Source organism: Streptomyces sp. NPDC018019 (assembly GCF_044327805.1).
Classification (GTDB): Bacteria; Actinomycetota; Actinomycetes; order Streptomycetales; family Streptomycetaceae; genus Streptomyces.
In genome coordinates this window covers 52339-70240 of sequence record NZ_JBIRGD010000002.1, presented here as the reverse complement: position 1 = coordinate 70240, position 17902 = coordinate 52339, and the positions used below count along the sequence as shown (strand labels likewise).

Below are 17902 nucleotides of genomic sequence, written 5' to 3'. Positions count from 1 at the left end.
GTATCAACAGCATCAGAGGAGCAGTACGTGACCACGGCGAGGCAGCCCGAGATACCCGAGGCGTGCGACGTCGCCCCGGCGGCCTCGCCGGGCACAAAGGCGGCGTTCGCGCCCGGCGCCCAGGTGCGCGTGCGTGACGAGCAGTGGTTGGTCAAGTCCGTCGACGAGTCCCGTGACGGGTTGATGCTCGAGGTCAGCGGCGTCTCTCCGTTCGTACGCGGCACCGACGCGGTCTTCTACGAGGGCCTCGACCAGATCGACGTCCTCGACCCGCGCCGCACCCGACTGGTGCCTGATGACACCTCCAAACACGCCAAGGCGCGCCTCTACCTGGAGGCGGTCATCCGCAAGACTGCCCTCCCACAGACCGAGCACGGTCTCGCGTTGGCGGACTCGCACCTCATGGACCGGCAGGAGCACCAGCTGCGCCCCGCTGAGCTGGCGCTGTCCATGCGCAACCCGCAGCCCCGCCTCCTGATAGCCGACGTGGTGGGCCTCGGCAAGACCCTTGAGATCGGTATCACCCTGGCCGAGCTGATCCGGCGGGGCCGTGGCGAGCGCATCCTCGTGATCACCCCCGCGCATGTGCTCGAGCAGTTCCAGCGCGAGCTGTGGACCCGCTTCTCGCTGCCCCTCGTACGGCTCGACTCCACCGGCATTCAGCGCATCCAGCAGGAGATCCCGGCCGGGCGGAATCCCTTCGCGCACTTCAAACGGGTCATCGTCTCGGTCGACACGCTCAAGTCGGCCACGTACGCACACCACCTGGAGAACATCTCCTGGGACGCGGTGGTCATCGACGAGTCGCACAACCTTGTCAACAAGGGCACCCGCAACAACCGCCTCGCCCGCCGCCTGGCCGAGCACACCGACGCGCTGATCCTGGCCTCCGCAACCCCGCACAACGGCGACGCAGAGTCGTTCGCCGAGTTGATCCGCATGCTCGACCCGGCAGCGATCGCCGACCCGAAGAACTACAAGGTCGCCGACCTCGACCACCTCTACATCCGGCGCACGAAGACCGACCGCGAGGTGCGCGACGGGCTCAAGGACAAGCCATGGGCCGAGCGCGGGCCCTCGGTTCCGGTCCCAGCACCGGCGACCCCCAAGGAGGTCGCCGTCCTGGAGAAGCTCGCAGCCGAGTGGACCCCGGGTGAGACGGGCCGGTCCTCGATATGCGCCGACCCGCTGGTCGCCTACAACTTCCTCAAGGCGTTCCTCTCCTCGCACAAGGCCCTGCAGCAGTCCGTCACCAACCGCCGCGCCTACCTGGACGACCCCAAACGCAAGACCGACACCGACGAACGCCGTGCCGCGCTTGCCACCGAGCGGACCGCGCTGACCGAACTCGGCGCATTGCTTGCCGACTTCACCGACGCCGACTCCGCCAAACTCGACGCCCTCGTACGCACCCTCAAGGACCTCGGCGTCGGCCCGCGCTCCGAGCGACGCGTCGTCGTCTTCTCGGAGCGGATCGCCACCCTGACCTGGCTCGCCCAGGAGGTACCCGCCCGGCTCGGCTTCAAGCAGAAGGCGACCGACACCGATGAGTCCCGCCCTTGGAAGGCGTACGGCGGCACCGTCGAGGTCATGCACGGCGATACGACCAACGACCAGCAGCAGCGCGAGATCGTCGACCGCTTCGGCCGTGCCGACGAACCCGTACGCCTGCTCTTCACCGGCGACATCGCCTCCGAGGGCGTCAACCTGCACCACCAGTGCCACGACCTGATCCACTACGACCTGCCCTGGTCCCTGATCCGTATCGAGCAGCGCAACGGCCGCATCGACCGTTACGGGCAGGCCGTGAGTCCCGAGTTCCGCGCCCTCACCCTCACCGCCGACGTGCCCTGGCGGCGCGACGAGGAGACCGGCGAGCAGCTCACCCTCGACGACCGGCTCGTCGGTACCCGCCTGCTGCGCCGCGAGGCTCAGGCGCACGAGATCGAGAGCGGCGAGGGCAGCGCGGAGGCGGTCACGGGTCTGTACGACGACAAGAAGGAAGAGGACCGCCTCACCCGCGATCTCATCAAGGGCAGCACGGTCGACCGGTCCATCAAGCAGTCCCAGGCAAGTGCCGGCGGCGTCCTCGCCGATCTCCTGGCCAATGCCAATGCCCGTCTCACCGACCGCACAGCAGCGCAGGCGGTCAGCGTCACGGCCCCGGTGCGTGAGGCCGATGTACCGCACGTCTTCGCCGATACCCGGGCATACTTCCACGCCGCGATGGACCTGATCTATCCGGAAGCCGAGCGTGAGGCCCTCAACTGGCGGCCGGAGACGGCTGGGGGCCGCATCGAGTTCACGCCGCCCGACGATCTGCAGTACCGGTTCCGCGAGCTGCCCAAGTCGTACCTCGTACAGGAGAAGATCCTCACCACACCTCGGTACGACGGCACCCTGAAGATCACCTTCGACAAGGCGTACGCCGCCCAGCGCCTGGAGGCGGCCCGCAACGCCAAGCAGGGCAAGGGCGACGAGCCCACCTCGCAGTGGCCCAACGTCAGCTACGTCGGCGACATCCACCCGGTTCTGGACTGGGTGACGGACAAGGTGCTCGCCAAGCTCAAGTACGACGAGGCGTTCGTCCTCGCCTACCGGGCCGATGCGGCCAAGGCCGCGGCCATCGATCCCGGCCTTCCGACCACGCTGACCGGGCCGGTCTTCCTCCTCCAGGGCGCCTACTCCAACGCGGCGGGCCGCCCGACGGTCGTCGAGTGGATGGCCGTCACAGGCTTAGCCGACGTGAATCCCCGCGTCTGGCGCATGGATTCGGCCTTCCTCACCGCCTGCGGAGTCGGCCCCGGCATGCCGGGCCGCGACAAGCCCGTCGAACCCGAACTCCTCCAGTCCTTAGTGTCTCCGGCCGTTGATGCCGCCGAGGCGTACCTGCGCGAGCGCCGCGCCGACTACGACCGGCAGGTCGACGCCTACCTCGCCCCGTACGAGGAGAAGGTGCGGGACTGGGAGCAGGAGGCCCTGTTCGCGGTCGGTACCGGCAAGCGGAAGCAGGAGGTGTACGAGACCGCCGAGCGGCGTCGTGCCCTCGTCCGCCGCCTGCGTACCGCGGGGGGCCCGATGCTGCGGGTCCTCGCCGTACTCGAACCCCTTCACTCACCGATCCCCGGCGACGCTGAGGAGTCCGCCCGATGAGCTACACCTACGACTCCTTCGCCAACCGCGGCGAATACCTGGCAGCCCACTACTTCAGCGAGGAGCTGGAGAACACCCTCAAGCGCAACAAGGCGGGCGAGGAGGGGCTGTTCAGCCTCTGGACCAGCCGCGAGACCGACCCGAACGACTCCCGGCTCACCCCGCGCGAACTCCTGCCGAAGCTGCGCGGGGAGTACACCGCCACCGTACGGCCCCACCTTGCGGCCCGGACGCAGGAGGGACACGAGGACGTCACCGGCGAGTGGGCCGAGCGGGTCGCCGCCTGGCACGCGGACGTCCTCGCGGCCCTGGGTTACGGGGAGTCGGGCGGCCGGACGCTCACCGTGCACAACGCCGGCCGGGAGTACGAGCTTCAGGTCGCCTGGCACGGTGACGGCATCGTCGCCCTCGACTGCGGCTGGACCGGCAGTCTGGATGACGCCCTTGACGCCGACGGGCCGGGGTCGGTTCTGCACCCGCTGAAGACCGCCGAGGGCACGCTCACGGCAGGGGAGAAGCTGGCCGGCTGGCTGTTCCAGAGCGAACTGCACAAGGCGGGCGGCGAGCCGCCCCGCATCGTGCTCCTGCTGTGCGGCGGAGTCCTCGTGCTCGCCGACCGCACCGCCTGGGCCGAAGGCCGCTACATTGCCGCGAGCCTGGACGCGGCCTTGGCCCGTAATGACACCTCGAAAACCGGTGAGCTCGCACTGCTTGCCGCGCTCTTCTCCCACGACATGCTCGCCCCGCGCGCGGACGGCAAGGGCCGCCGCGTCGATGACCTGCTCAAGGCGTCGCGCGACAACGCCGTCGGCGTCAACTCCGACCTGCGCAAGGGGCTTCAGCGCTCCGTAGAGATCATCGCCAACGAGGTACTGGAGCGTCTGCGCGAGGCGGGCATCGAGCCGATCGAGATCGAGGACCCGCAGCAGGGTCCCTTCGCCAAGCAGCTCACCCGCGAGTCGCTGCGCTACCTCTACCGCATCCTGTTCCTCCTGTATGCCGAGGCCCGCCCTGAGCTCGGCATCCTGCCCGCCGACGACTCCACGTACGAGGCGGGCTACTCGGTCGCCCGCCTGCGCGAGCTGGTGGCGCGCGAGCGCAAGCTGGTCGATGAGGAGAGCCGGCGCGGCTTCCACCTGTACGCGTCCCTCGACGTCCTCTTCAACAAGGTCAACTTCGGGCATCGCCCGCACGGCACCGAGCGTGATGATCACCTGGACGCCGGTGAGCGCAGTGAGCTTCGCGGGCTGCGCTTCGAGGCGCTGCGCAGCGAACTCTTCGACCCGAAGGCCATCACGCTCATCGGCCGCAACGTCCTCCACCCCGAGTGCGATGAGGAGACGCAGCCGCGGTGGCTCGACCTGCGGCTGCGCAACGAGGCCCTGCACCAGGTACTGCGCCTGCTCACCATGAAGGAGGCGGGAGCGAAGGGCCGGCAGGGCGGCTTCATCTCGTACCGGAACCTGGGGATCAACCAACTAGGCGCGGTCTACGAGGGGTTGATGTCCTACACCGGCAGGATCGCGGAGGAGGAGCTCGCCGAGGTCGCCAAGCCGGGCAGCAAGAGCGGCGGCAAGCAGTACGGCGACCCCGAGAAGGGCTCGTGGCTCATCCCCGCGCACCGGCTGAACGACTACCCGGAGAACACGCACGTCGTGTACTCCGCGCAGGACGCCGAGCAGCACGGACTGCGCGGCCCGAAGAAGTACGCCAAGGGGACATTTGTCTACCGCCTCGCGGGACGCGACCGCGAGACCTCCGCGTCGTACTACACCCCCGAATCCCTGACCCAGGTCACCGTCGAGCTGGCGCTCAAGCACCGCATCACGGACGAGACGCGGGCGAGCGACCTGCTGAAGTTCACGATCTGCGAGCCGGCGCTCGGGTCGGGCGCGTTCCTGAACGAGGCCATCAACCAGGTCGCCGAGGAGTACCTGAAGCGGCGGCAGGAAGAGCTGGGCGTCAGCCTGGACACGTCGAAAGCGCTTGATGCGAAGCAGAAGGTCAAGGCGTACATCGCGCTGCACAACGCGTACGGGATCGACCTGAACTCGACCGGCGTCGAGCTGGCCGAGGTGTCCCTGTGGCTGAACACCATGCACCCCGGCATGCGCGCACCGTGGTTCGGGCTGCACCTGCGGCGCGGCAACTCGCTGATCGGGGCGCGGCGTTGGGTATACGAGGCGGACCGCGTTAAGAACGAGCGGACAATCGGGGCGGTTACGCCGACGAAGCTGCCGTTCCGGTCGCGGGACGACGGCGCAGAGCAGGCGCTGCCCGAGGGGGCTGTGCACCAGTTCCTGCTGCCGACGCCCGGGTGGGGTGCGGTCGCGGGTGCGAGCGGGGATGCGAAGAAGCTCGTTGAGCAACTGGCCGGGGACCAGGTGCGGCAGCTGAAGGCCTGGAAGAAGGCGATCGCCGCCAAGCCGAAGTCGACGGGCGGGAAGAGCAGTGAACTGGCCCGGCTGCAGGCGGTGGCGCGGCGCGTCGAGTTCCTGTGGCAGCTCGTCGCCAAGCGGATGGAGCTCAGCGAGCGGGAGATCGCACGCACGATCGACGTGTGGGGTGCCGAGGGGGAGGAGTACGGCTTCCTGCGGCGCGACAAGCAGGTAGGCGACGATGGGCTACCGCTGACCAAGGAGAAGGTCTTCGCGGACCTCTTCGAGGCGGAGGGATCTCCGTACTGGCGGCTCAAGCAGGTCATGGACGCGTGGTGCGCGCTGTGGTTCTGGCCGCTGGATCAGGTGGGGCTGCTTGACGGGTCGGACCCGGAGTACGCGACGACGCCGGTCGTCGCGGCCGGGGAGGGCGTCGACCTGGACGGGCTGCTGGCTTCGGTGGCGGACGCGCCGGCGCCCCGGTACGTCGAGCAGATGGCCTTCGGGGTTGAAGGCGAGGGCGAGGTTGTCGAGCAGCAGGAGATCAAGGGCAAGCGGGCGGCTTCGGGGGCGAAGAAGGGGAACGGCCTGGCACCCCGTCGCGCGATCGTCCCGCTGACGAACCTCGCAGACTGGCTCGACTTACTTGAGTCCATGGTCGGCAGGAGGGACGTGAAGGAGGGCACGATCGTCTCCTCCGTCGACTCCCTGGAGGAGCTGAAGCACCTCGAGGAGGTGATCCAGACCCAGCCCGAGATGGACATGGACGAGGCCCGGAAGGCGGTCGAGCAGCGGTATCCGTGGATGCGGGTGGTGCGGGACATTGCCGAAGAGCAGGGGTTCCTGCACTGGGAGTTGGACTTTGCGGGGGTGTTCGCGAGGGAGGGCGGAGGGTTTGACCTCCAGGTGGGGAATCCACCTTGGGTGCGGCCTACGTGGAAGGAAGACCCCGTCATCGCGGAGTACGAACCCTGGTTCATGCTCAACGAGAAGCCGAAGGCTGAAGAGAAGAACCGGCGGCGGGAGGCGGAGCTTGCGCGCGGGGAGGTGCAAGGGTACCTGCTCGGCGAGGTGACCAACACGGTGACGACGGCCGATCATCTGTCGTCCGCGCCGGTGTACCCGCTCATCGCGGGGAGCCAGCCTGACCTGTATCGGGCGTTCATGTGCGAGGTGTGGGACCACTCCGGGCTGCATGGAACTGCCGGCATGCTGCATCCTGACTCGCATCTGTTCGGAGACAAGGAAGCTGAGCTGCGGGCGGCGGCGTACAGGCGCCTTCGGGTGCATGGTGACTTCGTCAATGCAGGTCAGCGCTTCTTCCCAAGGCCCGTCAGTGATGCCACCCATTTCGGAGTGCACATTTACGGCAACGCGGGTCCGATCCGTTTCGACTCGCTCTCGTGGCTGTACGCGGTCGATACGCTGCGGTTTTCGGCGAGCGCTGACAACACAGGAGCTGACCCTGGGCTCAAGTTCGACGGAGACTGGGACGAGCGCCCGCACCCAAAGCGGGTGGTCCGCGTGACGACAGACACCCTGGAACGCTGGCAGCGGCTCGCCGGTGACGAAGGGCCGGTGGAGCACACCCGGATGCTCACCCCGGTGAGCACGGCAGAGGATCCGGCGATCGATGCGCTGGGGCTCTACCCGCTGCGGCTCGGTGCGCTGGGCCCCAACATCACCCGCGGCTACGACGAAAGCGGAGCCAAGAAGGCGCAGTTCGGTCTCGGCAAGAACCAGAGGCTCATCGACTACAACACTGGCATCGACGGCCAGGACGACTACCACGCCGCTTCGTGGAACGATGTGATCCTGAAAGGGCCGCAGATTGGTGTGGCCAACCCGCTGTTCAAGCAGCCGAGCCAGGGCGCTGGCGAGGCGCGCGGTCTCGACCCGCAGGCGCTCGCGGATGACGCGGTGCCGGAGTCGGAGTACCGGCGGGCGACCTCGGAGGACGTGTTCCTGGGGGCGCAGGACCGGTGGACTGACTGGGACGCGTACGAGGCGCTGCTCGCGTCGGACGAGGAGCGGGCGCTGGCGCGGCTGAAGGTTGCCGAGAAGCGGAAGGTGTTGCCGGAGGACGTCGAGGACGCAGAGATCGAGGCGTTTCTGTGGGCGAAGGCCGGCACGCCGTACAGCGAGCGGTATCGGGTCGCATGGCGGCGCCAGATCGCCCCTGATACAGAGCGTGCACTCTACGCTGCCTTGGTCCCTCCGGGGGTCTCACATGTCCACATGGTGCACAGCGCCCGAGCGGGGACGCGGCGTGCCACAGTGCTCAATGCTGGATTCTGGGCGTCACTGTCGCTGGACTACTTGCTGAGGACATCGGGGCGTGGTGATCTCCAAGTTGCCGGCGCGCGAATGATGCCTGCTCCGCAGTCCGACCACCCCCTAGCCCCCGCCCTCCTCCTCCGCACCCTCCGCCTCAACTGCCTCACCACCGCCTACGCCGAACTTTGGCCCGACCTCTACGATCCCAAGTGGCAGGCCTACGAGCCCTGGGCGATCACCTGGCCGGGTATGCGCACCAAGCTGTACGAGGTCACCCCTACCTGGCAACGCGACACCCCACTCCGTACCGAGTACGCCCGCCGGGCTGCGCTCGTCGAAATCGACGCGCTGGTCGCCATCTGGCTCGGCATCGACGCGGACACCCTCATCGCCATGTACCGGGCCCGCTTCCCGGTGTTGCAGGGCTACGACCAAGTGACGTGGTTCGACGCGACGGAGCGGAAGATTGCCGGGGCTCGGAACACCTACGGCTTCGACCAAACCAAGGACCACTGGACCCAGTTCGAAGCCTTCCGCGAGGCCGTAGGCGATCCGAGCCCCGAGGGCGTGCTCCCTGCCGACCCCGCCACCCCGCTCCCCGAGTCACCCCCCGTCCCCGACGGCTACACCGCCCCCTTCTACAAGGCCAACCGCGAGCGCGAGATGCGCGCGGCCCACGCCTACTTCACCCAGCGCCTTAACGAGGCCATCGCCAAGGGTCTGTGGGACCCCGTCAAGATGGAGGTTCCGAAGCCGTGAGGCCGACGCTCGAAGCGCAGGGGCTGAAAGAGAGCCTGCTCCAGTACCTGTCCACCACGTACGGGCTCGCCGACGAGGGTGTGCGGAAGGCGTTGCACGCGTTTCTCGGGGACGAGTCGGCCGGGATGTTCCGGGGGCCGTACCTGCGCCTTCGGACCCCCTTCACCCGCGCCGACGACGGCTGGCAGGAGCACCTGGACTGGCGCCGTACCGACGGCTGGGCGCCGTACGCGCACCAGGCCCGCGCCTTCGCGCGCCTCACCACGCGCAACGGTCACACTCCTGAGCCCACTCTCGTCACCACTGGCACTGGATCCGGCAAGACGGAGTCGTTCCTCTACCCCGTCCTCGATCACTGCGCCCGTGAGCGCGCCGCAGGCCGTAACGGCATCAAGGCCGTCTTCCTCTATCCGATGAACGCCCTGGCCACCGATCAGGCCGGCCGTATCAACGAACTGCTCACCGAGCACGACGCGCTGAACCGTGTCCGTGCCGGCCTGTACATCGGGGACAAGGCCGCGACCGAGTACGACCGGGTCTACACCCGCCGCCAGGACATGCAGCTGTCTCCGCCGGACATCCTGATCACCAACTACAAGATGCTCGACCTGCTCCTCCAGCGTGCCGCCGACGCACCGCTGTGGGAGGGGTGCGACATCCGGTACGTCGTCGTGGATGAGTTCCACACCTACGACGGTGCGCAGGGCACCGACGTCGCCATGCTCCTGCGGCGCCTCGCCTCTGCCGTCGGAGCCACTCGCCCCGACCGGCCGCTGGGGACGATCACGCCCGTCGCTACCTCGGCGACCCTGGCCTCCGGCACGGACGCCGACGGCGTACGCGACCTGCTGACCGTAGCCACGAACGTCTTCGGCACGGCCTTCACCGAGGACGCGATCATCGACGAGGACCGGCAGACCGTGGACGCGTTCATTCCCGAGGCGAAGTTCCTGCCCGGTGAGGTCCCGTTACCCGAGGCGATCACGACCCTGCCCGATCCGGCGTCCGGCCCCGACGCGTTCGCCGCACTCGTCGAGGTCATTACTGGTGTTCGCATCACCGACCCGGTCGAACTCGGGCGTGTCCTCAAGCGCAACCGGCTCACATACGCCGTCCTCAAGGCCTTCGACGGCAACGTCCGTACGTACGACGAAATCCTCGATGTGATGCGCCGCAGTGGTGCGAAGCGCTGGGAAGAGGCGATCACCACCCGCCCGCACCTCGCCGCGCTCGCGCTCGCCCGGTTCGTCGCCCTGCTCTCCGTGGCGCGCGATCCGGACGCGCCCGCCGGTCTCGTCCGTCCGTTCGTGCAGGTGGAACTGCATCAGTGGGCACGGTCCGTGTCGCGGATGCTGCGGGGCGTGCTGCCGTGGCCACGGGCCGAGTTCGCGTGGGACGGTGACGGGGCGCCGACGCCGTCACGGGCCACGCCGGACACCACGGCCTCCCGTAACACCGACCTGTTCCTTCCTGCCGTGTACTGCCGGGAGTGCGGGCGTTCCGGGTGGTCCGTCCTTGCACCCGAGTCGGACCTGGAGGAGCTGACCCTCAAGCCCCACAAGATCCGCCGGGCCTCCGTGACGGCCGACAAGGCCAAGGTCCGCACGCTGGTCGCGGCCACCGACAACGAGGCCCGCGAGGGCAACGGCCGGACGCCCATCGACCGCGCGGCGCAGCGATCGCTGACCACCGGCGGTGCGGGGGTTCTCATGATCCTCGACGGTGCGGCGGGCCGTCTTCGCCTGCCCGACCCGATCGAGGACTACGACGGCGACGGCAACCCACGCCCCGCAACCGCCGATTCGGCCTTCGTGCTCGCCCTCCTCGGAGACACCGCCGAGCGGGCCGCCAAGGACGACTGGTGTCCGGCTTGCGGCACCCACAACGCGATCCGCTTCCTCGGTACCGGCTCCGCCGCCCTTGCCGCCGCATCCGTCACTCAGCTGTTCACCGGTGGGGAGATGGACAGGGAACAGCGCGAGACGAAGACGCTGATGTTCAACGACTCGGTGCAGGACGCCGCGCACCGGGCCGGGTTCGTCGCGTCGCGCTCGTACACCTTCTCCCTGCGGGCCCTGTTCGCCAAGCACCTCAGCGAGCAGCGTCCCAGCGCCCTCAACGACCTGATCGCCGACGTCGTCGAGGCCACCACCGACCGTGAGACACTCGCCGCCGTCGTACCGCCCGACCTGCACGATGACGCGGGCGTGGACCGGCTGCTCTCGGGCAAGGGGCGCGGCGGGGACAAGCGGACGTGGGATCTCATCGGGGAGCGTTTCGCGTTCGAGGCGGCGATGGAGTTCGGCCACCGCTCCCGGAACGGACGCACCCTGGAGCTGACCCGTACCGCCGCCTCCTGGGTGGACATCCCCGACGCGCAGGCCGCGATTGCCCTCGTGCGTACCGCACACGAAGAGGCCGCGCAGCGCGGGCTTCAGCTCACCGAGCACGACGACGCGCGCTATCTCGCCTTCCTGCGCGGGACGTTGGAGCGACTGCGCACGCGCGGCGCGGTCGGGCACCGGTGGCTCGCCAAGTTCCTGGACGAGGCGGGGACCAGCCGCTTCTACATCTGGGGCGGCCGTCCGCGCGGCATGAAGGCCTTCCCGAGCGGAGTCTCCGCGCCGACGTTCCTCCTCGCCCGGCCCAAGGACAAGAGCGAGTTCGACTTCGCGACCGGGCGCCTGTCCTGGTTCCAGACGTGGGCACAGCGCTGCCTGGACATGACCCGCGAGCAGGCCGACGACTTCTGGGTGCGCCTCCTGCCCCGCCTCGCCGACGCAGGTCTGCTCTCGGCACGCACTCCGCGCGACACGACGGCCCGCCTGTACGGGCTCCAACCGGGTGTGCTGCGGCTGCAGCTGCTGGCCGACAAGGAGGTCAACGAGGCGTACGTGCGCTGCCCCAAGTGCTTCTGGGAGCAGACCGTGCACCCCACCCTGCTCGACCAGTACCATCAGCAGCCCTGTCCTGCGTACCGGTGCTCGACCGGACGCCTGATCGCCGGGGACCGGTGGCGGGAGACCGTGGACCGGCACGACCGGGACCGCGACTACCGCGAGGACTACTACCGCAGTCTGTACCGGCGGGCCGGCACGTACCAGGTCATCACCGCCGAGCACACCGGCCTGCTCTCCCGGGGCCGGCGCGAGCGCGTCGAGGAGGCCTTCCGCAAGGGGGAGGGGTTCAACGACCCGAACGTGCTTTCCTGCACGCCCACCCTGGAGATGGGCATCGACATCGGAGACCTGTCCGCCGTGGTGCTCGGCGCGCTGCCGCGCCGGCCGGCGAACTACGCGCAGCAGGCGGGGCGCGCGGGTCGGCGTACGGGCAATGCCTTCCTGCTGACGATCCCGGGCCGTTCGCGGCGTGACCAGTACTTCCTGGAGCAGCCACGCGAGATGATCGACGGGCTGATCGTGCCGCCCGGCTCATACCTCTCGGCGATCGAGATCCTGCGCCGCCAGTACACCGCGCATCTGCTCGACCTGGCGGCTCGCGGACGGCTACTGCGCGAGGACGGCAAGCCGCTGGCCGCACTGTCACGGAGGGTGGACGAGCTGTTCGGGCCCTCCGGCTACCTCGCCGACCTCACCGATGCCGCCCTCGCGCGCGGGGAGGAGCTCGTCGCGGAGTTCCTGGCGCTCTTCCCGACCGGGGTGAGCCGGACCGCCGCCGAGGAGCTCAAGCAGTACGCGACGCGCGGCATCCGCAGCGCCGTGGAGAAGGCTGAGCGGGAGTGGGAGCGCGAGAACAACAAGCTGCGCACCCGCATCCGCACCATCCGGGCGGCGATCGACGAGCTGAAGGACGGTGACGAGGAACAGGAGCGGACGAAGGCCGAGTTGGAGGCCGAGTGGCACGCCCTGTCCAAGGCGGGCGGGACTCGGCAGCGGCAGCCGTCCCAGAACGTGCTGTGCGACCTGGGGCTGCTGCCGAACTACGCGCTGGCCGACGCGACGACGACCCTGGACGCCACCGTCTACTGGCCCGAACCCGCGCCGGCCGACCAGAAGCCGCGCTACAAGTCGAAGACGTACTCCTACGAGCGGCCGCGCGCTTACGCGCTGTCCGAACTCGCCCCCGGGAACACCTTCTACGCCGAGGGCTACAAGCACCGCATCACCGGCATCGACATCGTCACCGGCAAGGAGCAGGACTGGCGCACCTGGCGGTTCTGCCCCTCTTGCGGGTACGTGCGCACCGAGCACGCCGAGAGCGACATCGCACCCTGCCCGCGCTGCGGCGATGACGGCATCGCCGACTCCGGCAGCCTGTGGCAGATCGTGCAGCCCACCGTCGTCACCGCGCGCGCCAAGCGCGACGACGCGCGGATCGGCGACGAGAGCGACGATCGCGACCGGCGCTACTACACCGTCATCGACACGGTGGACATCGCACCCGAGCACTTCGTGGCCGGAAAATCCTGGCGGCACAAGCGTGAGATCTTCGGCGTCGACTACACCCGCAGGGCCGTGATCCGCAAGGTCAACGCCGGGCCGCTGCGCGTCGGCGCGCAGGAGAACGACCAGCTCGCGGGCCAGAGCGTACGTATCGCGCCGTTCCAGGTGTGCACCTCCTGCGGAGCTGCCAGCGCGGACGGGCGGCCGGTCTTCGACGACGACCGGGACGCCGTCGACAACTCCGCCAACCGCCAGAGCGACGTCAAGCACCACACGCCCTGGTGCCCGGTACGACGCGGAACGAAGGGTGTGCCGCAGGAACAGGTCCTGCTCGCGCACGAGCTGGAGACGGAAGCCCTGCGCATCCTGCTGCCTGCCGCAACCGTCCTGGTCGAAGAGAAAATCCACTCCTTCCAAGCGGCCCTGCGCCTCGGCGTGGACCGCGCCTTCGGCGGCGACCCGCAACACCTGGACACCACGCTCGCCTCCATGCCCGACCAGGCCACCGGCGAGAAGCGCAACTTCCTGGTCCTGTACGACAAGCTGCCGCACGGCACCGGCTACCTCGACCGGCTCACCGCCCCGGCCGACTTCCGGCAGGTCCTCGAGGACGCCCGAAGCATCCTGGTCGACTGCCCCTGCAACGACGAAAGCAGGGCGGCATGCCACCGATGCATGCTGCGTTACGCCGAGGACCGGCACGCTGAGCATGTCTCGCGCCCGGCCGCTCTGGAGATCCTCGACGGGCTACTGGGCACCGAAACCGACGCCTGGGACACCGAACAGGTCGGCAACACCGACCAGATCGGCCTGGACGGACAGGTCGAGTCCGATCTGGAGACCCGGTTCCTCAAGGCCCTGCGCGGCTGGGCCGCCAAGCGCGATGACACCGTCCTCGACGAGAGCGGCGACAACAGCGGATACCTGCGCCTGGACGAGGCCGGCACGGTGCACGGCTGGCGGCTCACCGCTCAGCGCAACGAGGGCTTCACGCGTACCGACTTCACCTTCGAACGCACCGACGGGCCCAAGCAGAAGATCACTGTCTACCTGGACGGGCACCGCTACCACGCCACGCGCAAGCACAACCGGCTCGCCGGCGACGCCGACAAGCGCAACCGACTGCGCGCAGACGGCCGGATCGTGTTCCAGCTGACGTGGGACGACCTCGATTCCTTCGAGCAGAAGGCCTCGGTTTCCGGGGGTGGGGCCGCGCGGGAGACCGCCGAGGCTGTGTGGCCGCCGTACCCGCACAGCGCTCGGGCTGTCGCCAAGCAGCTGTACGGCGGCGGGGACGACCTCGCCGACACCGTCTTCGCCGACCCGATGAGCATGCTGCTCTCCTACCTGCGCGGACCGGACAACGCGGCCTGGGGCAAGCGGGCGACCGCCGTGGTGGGAGGACTCCTGGGAGGCGACAAGAAGCTGCTCGTCGGTAACGGCACTGCTGAGCAGGCGGGTGAGCAGCTCGGCCGGGTGCTTCAGGCCTGGGGCGACACCGGTGGCATCGGCCCGTCACCCGTAACGGGATCCGGCACCCTCAACCTCTTCCAGGCGTGGGACGCTTCCAGTCTGCCCGTCGCACTCCTCGTCGACGGGGCCACACAGCGCTGCACCGCGCTGACCTGTCTCGACGACACCGACCTGGCTCAGCTCGGCACGCCGGAGCACAAGGCGCGCTGGCGCGCCTGGCTCCAGTGGTCCAACGTCCTGCAGTTCCTCGCGTACGACGGTGGCGACGGCGCCCAGCTGACCACCTCCGCGGCCGGCGCTTTCGACCCGTCCGTACTCAAGGCGCTCGGCGGCGTCGGCGAACTCGAAACCCTCGTCATGCGCCACGGCAGCCCAGCGGCGGGCGCCGCCCTGATCGCGCGCGAACCCTCGGGTGACTCTCGTGTCGAGACGGCCCTGCGCGACCTGCTCTGGGACCGGGAGATCCTCGAACTCCTCGACGAGGACGGCGCCGACGCCCCTCTCACCCGCCTCGCGCACCTCCTCGCCGACCGAGGAAAGAAGGCCCCCGCGTACGGCTACGAGCTTGGCGAACGAGGCTGGCTCGCCGACTTTGCCTGGCCCGACGCCGAGCGCAAGATCGCCGTTATGGTCGACCTGTATGACGAAGAGGACGAGGAGAGCGTCAAGACCTGGGGCGCCTACCGCGACGCGGGATACACCGTCCGCACCGCCGAGGAGTGGCTCGCGGACCTCGACGCGCTTCTCGCCGCACTGCCCGACTCCGACGAACAGAGTGCCGCACGATGACAGCCCGCCTGAGCCTGTACCAGAAGGCCGAGAACGAGCTTTATAAGATGGACTCGTCGGTCAAGACGAAGTTCTACGACTTCTGCCATCTCTTCCGGCAGAACCCCGAACACCCAAGTCTCGACCTCAAGCCGCTCAAGGGCGACGGCCGCATCTACCGGGCCAGGATCAACCCCAAGTACCGGGCGCTGTTGGCCCGTGCGGGGGCTGGTGCCGACGGTGTGCAGCAGTGGCTGGTCGTGGCCGTACGGCACCGTAAGGACGTCTACGAAGAGCTGTCCGTCGCGATCAACCGGATCACCGGTGAGATCGAGTTCGTCGATCTCGGTGTGGTCGGCCAGAGCGTGCTGCAGCGCGCGGGACTTCAGCTGACGCCGGCCGTGGACGAAGCGGAGCCCGGGACTGCGCCTCAGGCCGAGGCCCCGCTGCCCGCCGTCCCGGTCGCGGAGCAGCCGACTTCGGGCTCGGTCGCGGAGTCGCGTGCCTCGGTCCCGGACGAGGAGGCGGCCGTCCCCACGCCCGCTTCCGCCGCGGCCGCGCGGCCGGTGATCGGCGACTGCACTGCCGAGGACCTGCGGCGCCTCGGCGTTGCCGAAGCCCTGGTCGACCTCGCGCTCACGGTGACCACCGAGGAAGAGCTCGATCAGCTCATCGCCGGCGCCCCGCGGCTGACCGCCGAGGTTCTCACCGGGCTCGGCTCCGGCATGGACATCCAGGAGGTCGAGGACGAGATCACCCGGCCCGCCGCCGCCGAGCTTGAGCCCGGTTTCGAGAACGACATGGCCGCGGCCCTGTCCCGCACCGCGGTCACCACCGTCGACGACGACATTCGCAACGTACTGGCCGAAGGCGACTTCCGTGCCTGGAAGGTCTACCTTCACCCCACCCAGCGCAAGGCCGTCGAGAGGCACTACAAGGGCCCCGCACGCGTCAGCGGCGGACCGGGCACCGGCAAGACCATCGTCGCGCTGCACCGCGTAGCGCGCCTTGCGTCCCAGCTCCCTCCCGGCCACGGCAAGCCGATCCTGCTGACCACCTACACCAAGAACCTCACCGCCGACCTGCGCTCGCGCCTCACCTCCCTGGTGGGACCCGAACTGCTGGAACGCGTCGACATCAAGCACATCGACCAACTGGCCCAGGGCGTTCTCAACGAGAACACCGCCCCCGGCTCCCAGCGCTCCCTCACCACCGACGACAAGGCCCTGGAAGTCCTGCGCGAGATCCTCTTCGAGTACGACGAGAAGCGCTGGGACGCCGAATTCCTCCTCGACGAGTGGGAACAGATCGTCCTTGGCCAGTCCCTCGCCACCCGCCAGGACTACTTCAAGGCCCGCCGGGCCGGCATGGGAAAGGCTTTGACCCGCCCCGAACGTGCCGTCATCTGGAAGATCCTCGACCAGCTCACCCTGCGCCTGAACGGCATCAGCCGCGAGACCTGGGCCCAGGCCGCCGAGCGCGCGGCACGCTACGAAATGGAACGCGCCCGCAAGATCCAGATCCGTGCCGAGCGCAAGGAAGAGGTCGGCGGCGATCTGATCCACCTCGATGCCAACAGCTCGGGCAAGCGCTACCTGCGCCACCGCTACCGGCACATCGTCGTCGACGAGGCTCAGGACCTCAGCCCGGCCCACTGGAAGATGCTGCGCGCGATGGTGGCCCAGGGGCCCGACGACCTGTTCATCGCGGGCGACACCCACCAGCGCATTTACGACCGCCAAGTCACCCTTTCCACCGTCGGCATCAACATCCGCGGCCGCTCCTCGAAGCTGACCCTCAGCTACCGCACTACCCAGGAGATCCTCGACAAGGCCGCCATGGTCGTTGGCGACGCCACGTACGACGATCTCGACGACGGCACCGACAACCTGGACGGCTACCACTCCCTGCTGCGCGGCCCTGTCCCCGAACTGGTCTCCTGCGCCGACTGGGACGACGAGATCACCCAGCTCGCCGCGGCGCTGAAGAACTGGCGCGGGGAGATCGTCCAGCCGACCGAGGACGGCACTGTGCGCGACCCCAGCGGCACCATGGCCGTCTGTGTCGCCGACGGCGAGATGGCCGGACGGGTCGCTGCCGACCTGGAGATGAAGCACGGCATCACCACCGCCACCCTCACCAAGGACGGCCCGCAGGGCGGCGGTGAGGTCCACATCGGAACCATGCATCGCTTCAAGGGACTCGAGTACCAGAAACTCGCCGTGGTCGGCGCGAGCGACGGCGTCCTGCCGAGCGCCACAGTCGTCGAGAAGTACCAGAAGCGGGACCCCAAGCGCTATGAACGCGAGCTGAAGAAGAGCCGCAACCAGCTCTTCGTCGCCACTACCCGCGCCCGCGACGTTCTGCGCATCTCTTGGCACGGAGCGCCGAGCCCAATCCTGCCGGTGTAGACGAAGCCGTGTGCCCGGGGAGTGGACGTGGGCTTGCAGTGGTGTGGTCGTGGACGTGACCGGCTCGGTGAGAATGAGTTTTCTGGAGCTGTGCGCCGCAAGCCATATGTCCTGGCGCGTGTGCCCGTCTGGGCGAGCTTCCGGGTGGCAGTGGCTCCTGGGGGCGGCGTGGCGTGAACGGTGCCGACAGTGCCAGTAGTCGCTACCGGCAGACGTCCTTTTGTCAGTGCCGTGCCCAACGCGGCGGTGACGGCGGTCCGGGTACATGGATCCGGCGTAC

Annotated in this window: 4 protein-coding genes; all 4 read left to right on the top strand. The window is 68.8% G+C overall.

Features of this window, described 5'->3' with window-relative positions:
• Positions 1 to 27 precede the first annotated feature (27 nt).
• Genes ACH4FX_RS03560 through ACH4FX_RS03545 form a run of 4 tightly spaced genes read left to right on the top strand, consistent with a single transcriptional unit; the run spans position 28 to position 17622 of the window.
• Positions 28 to 3153 (top strand): DEAD/DEAH box helicase, encoded by a 3126-nt coding sequence (locus tag ACH4FX_RS03560; protein ID WP_398474716.1) that lies wholly within the window; start codon positions 28 to 30, stop codon positions 3151 to 3153.
• The gene (locus tag ACH4FX_RS03555; RefSeq protein WP_398474714.1) at positions 3150 to 8567 is read left to right on the top strand and encodes a hypothetical protein; all 5418 of its coding nucleotides are present in this window, start codon (positions 3150 to 3152) and stop codon (positions 8565 to 8567) included. Before ACH4FX_RS03560 ends, ACH4FX_RS03555 begins: the two co-directional genes overlap by 4 nt.
• Positions 8564 to 15232: a DEAD/DEAH box helicase gene (locus ACH4FX_RS03550; RefSeq protein ID WP_398474712.1), complete on the top strand. Its 6669-nt coding sequence runs from the start codon at positions 8564 to 8566 to the stop codon at positions 15230 to 15232. The genes ACH4FX_RS03555 and ACH4FX_RS03550 overlap by 4 nt, the downstream gene beginning before the upstream one ends.
• On the top strand, positions 15229 to 17622 hold the full coding sequence (locus ACH4FX_RS03545; protein WP_398474710.1) for a UvrD-helicase domain-containing protein: 2394 nt from the start codon (positions 15229 to 15231) through the stop codon (positions 17620 to 17622). Before ACH4FX_RS03550 ends, ACH4FX_RS03545 begins: the two co-directional genes overlap by 4 nt.
• Positions 17623 to 17902: the final 280 nt, after the last annotated feature.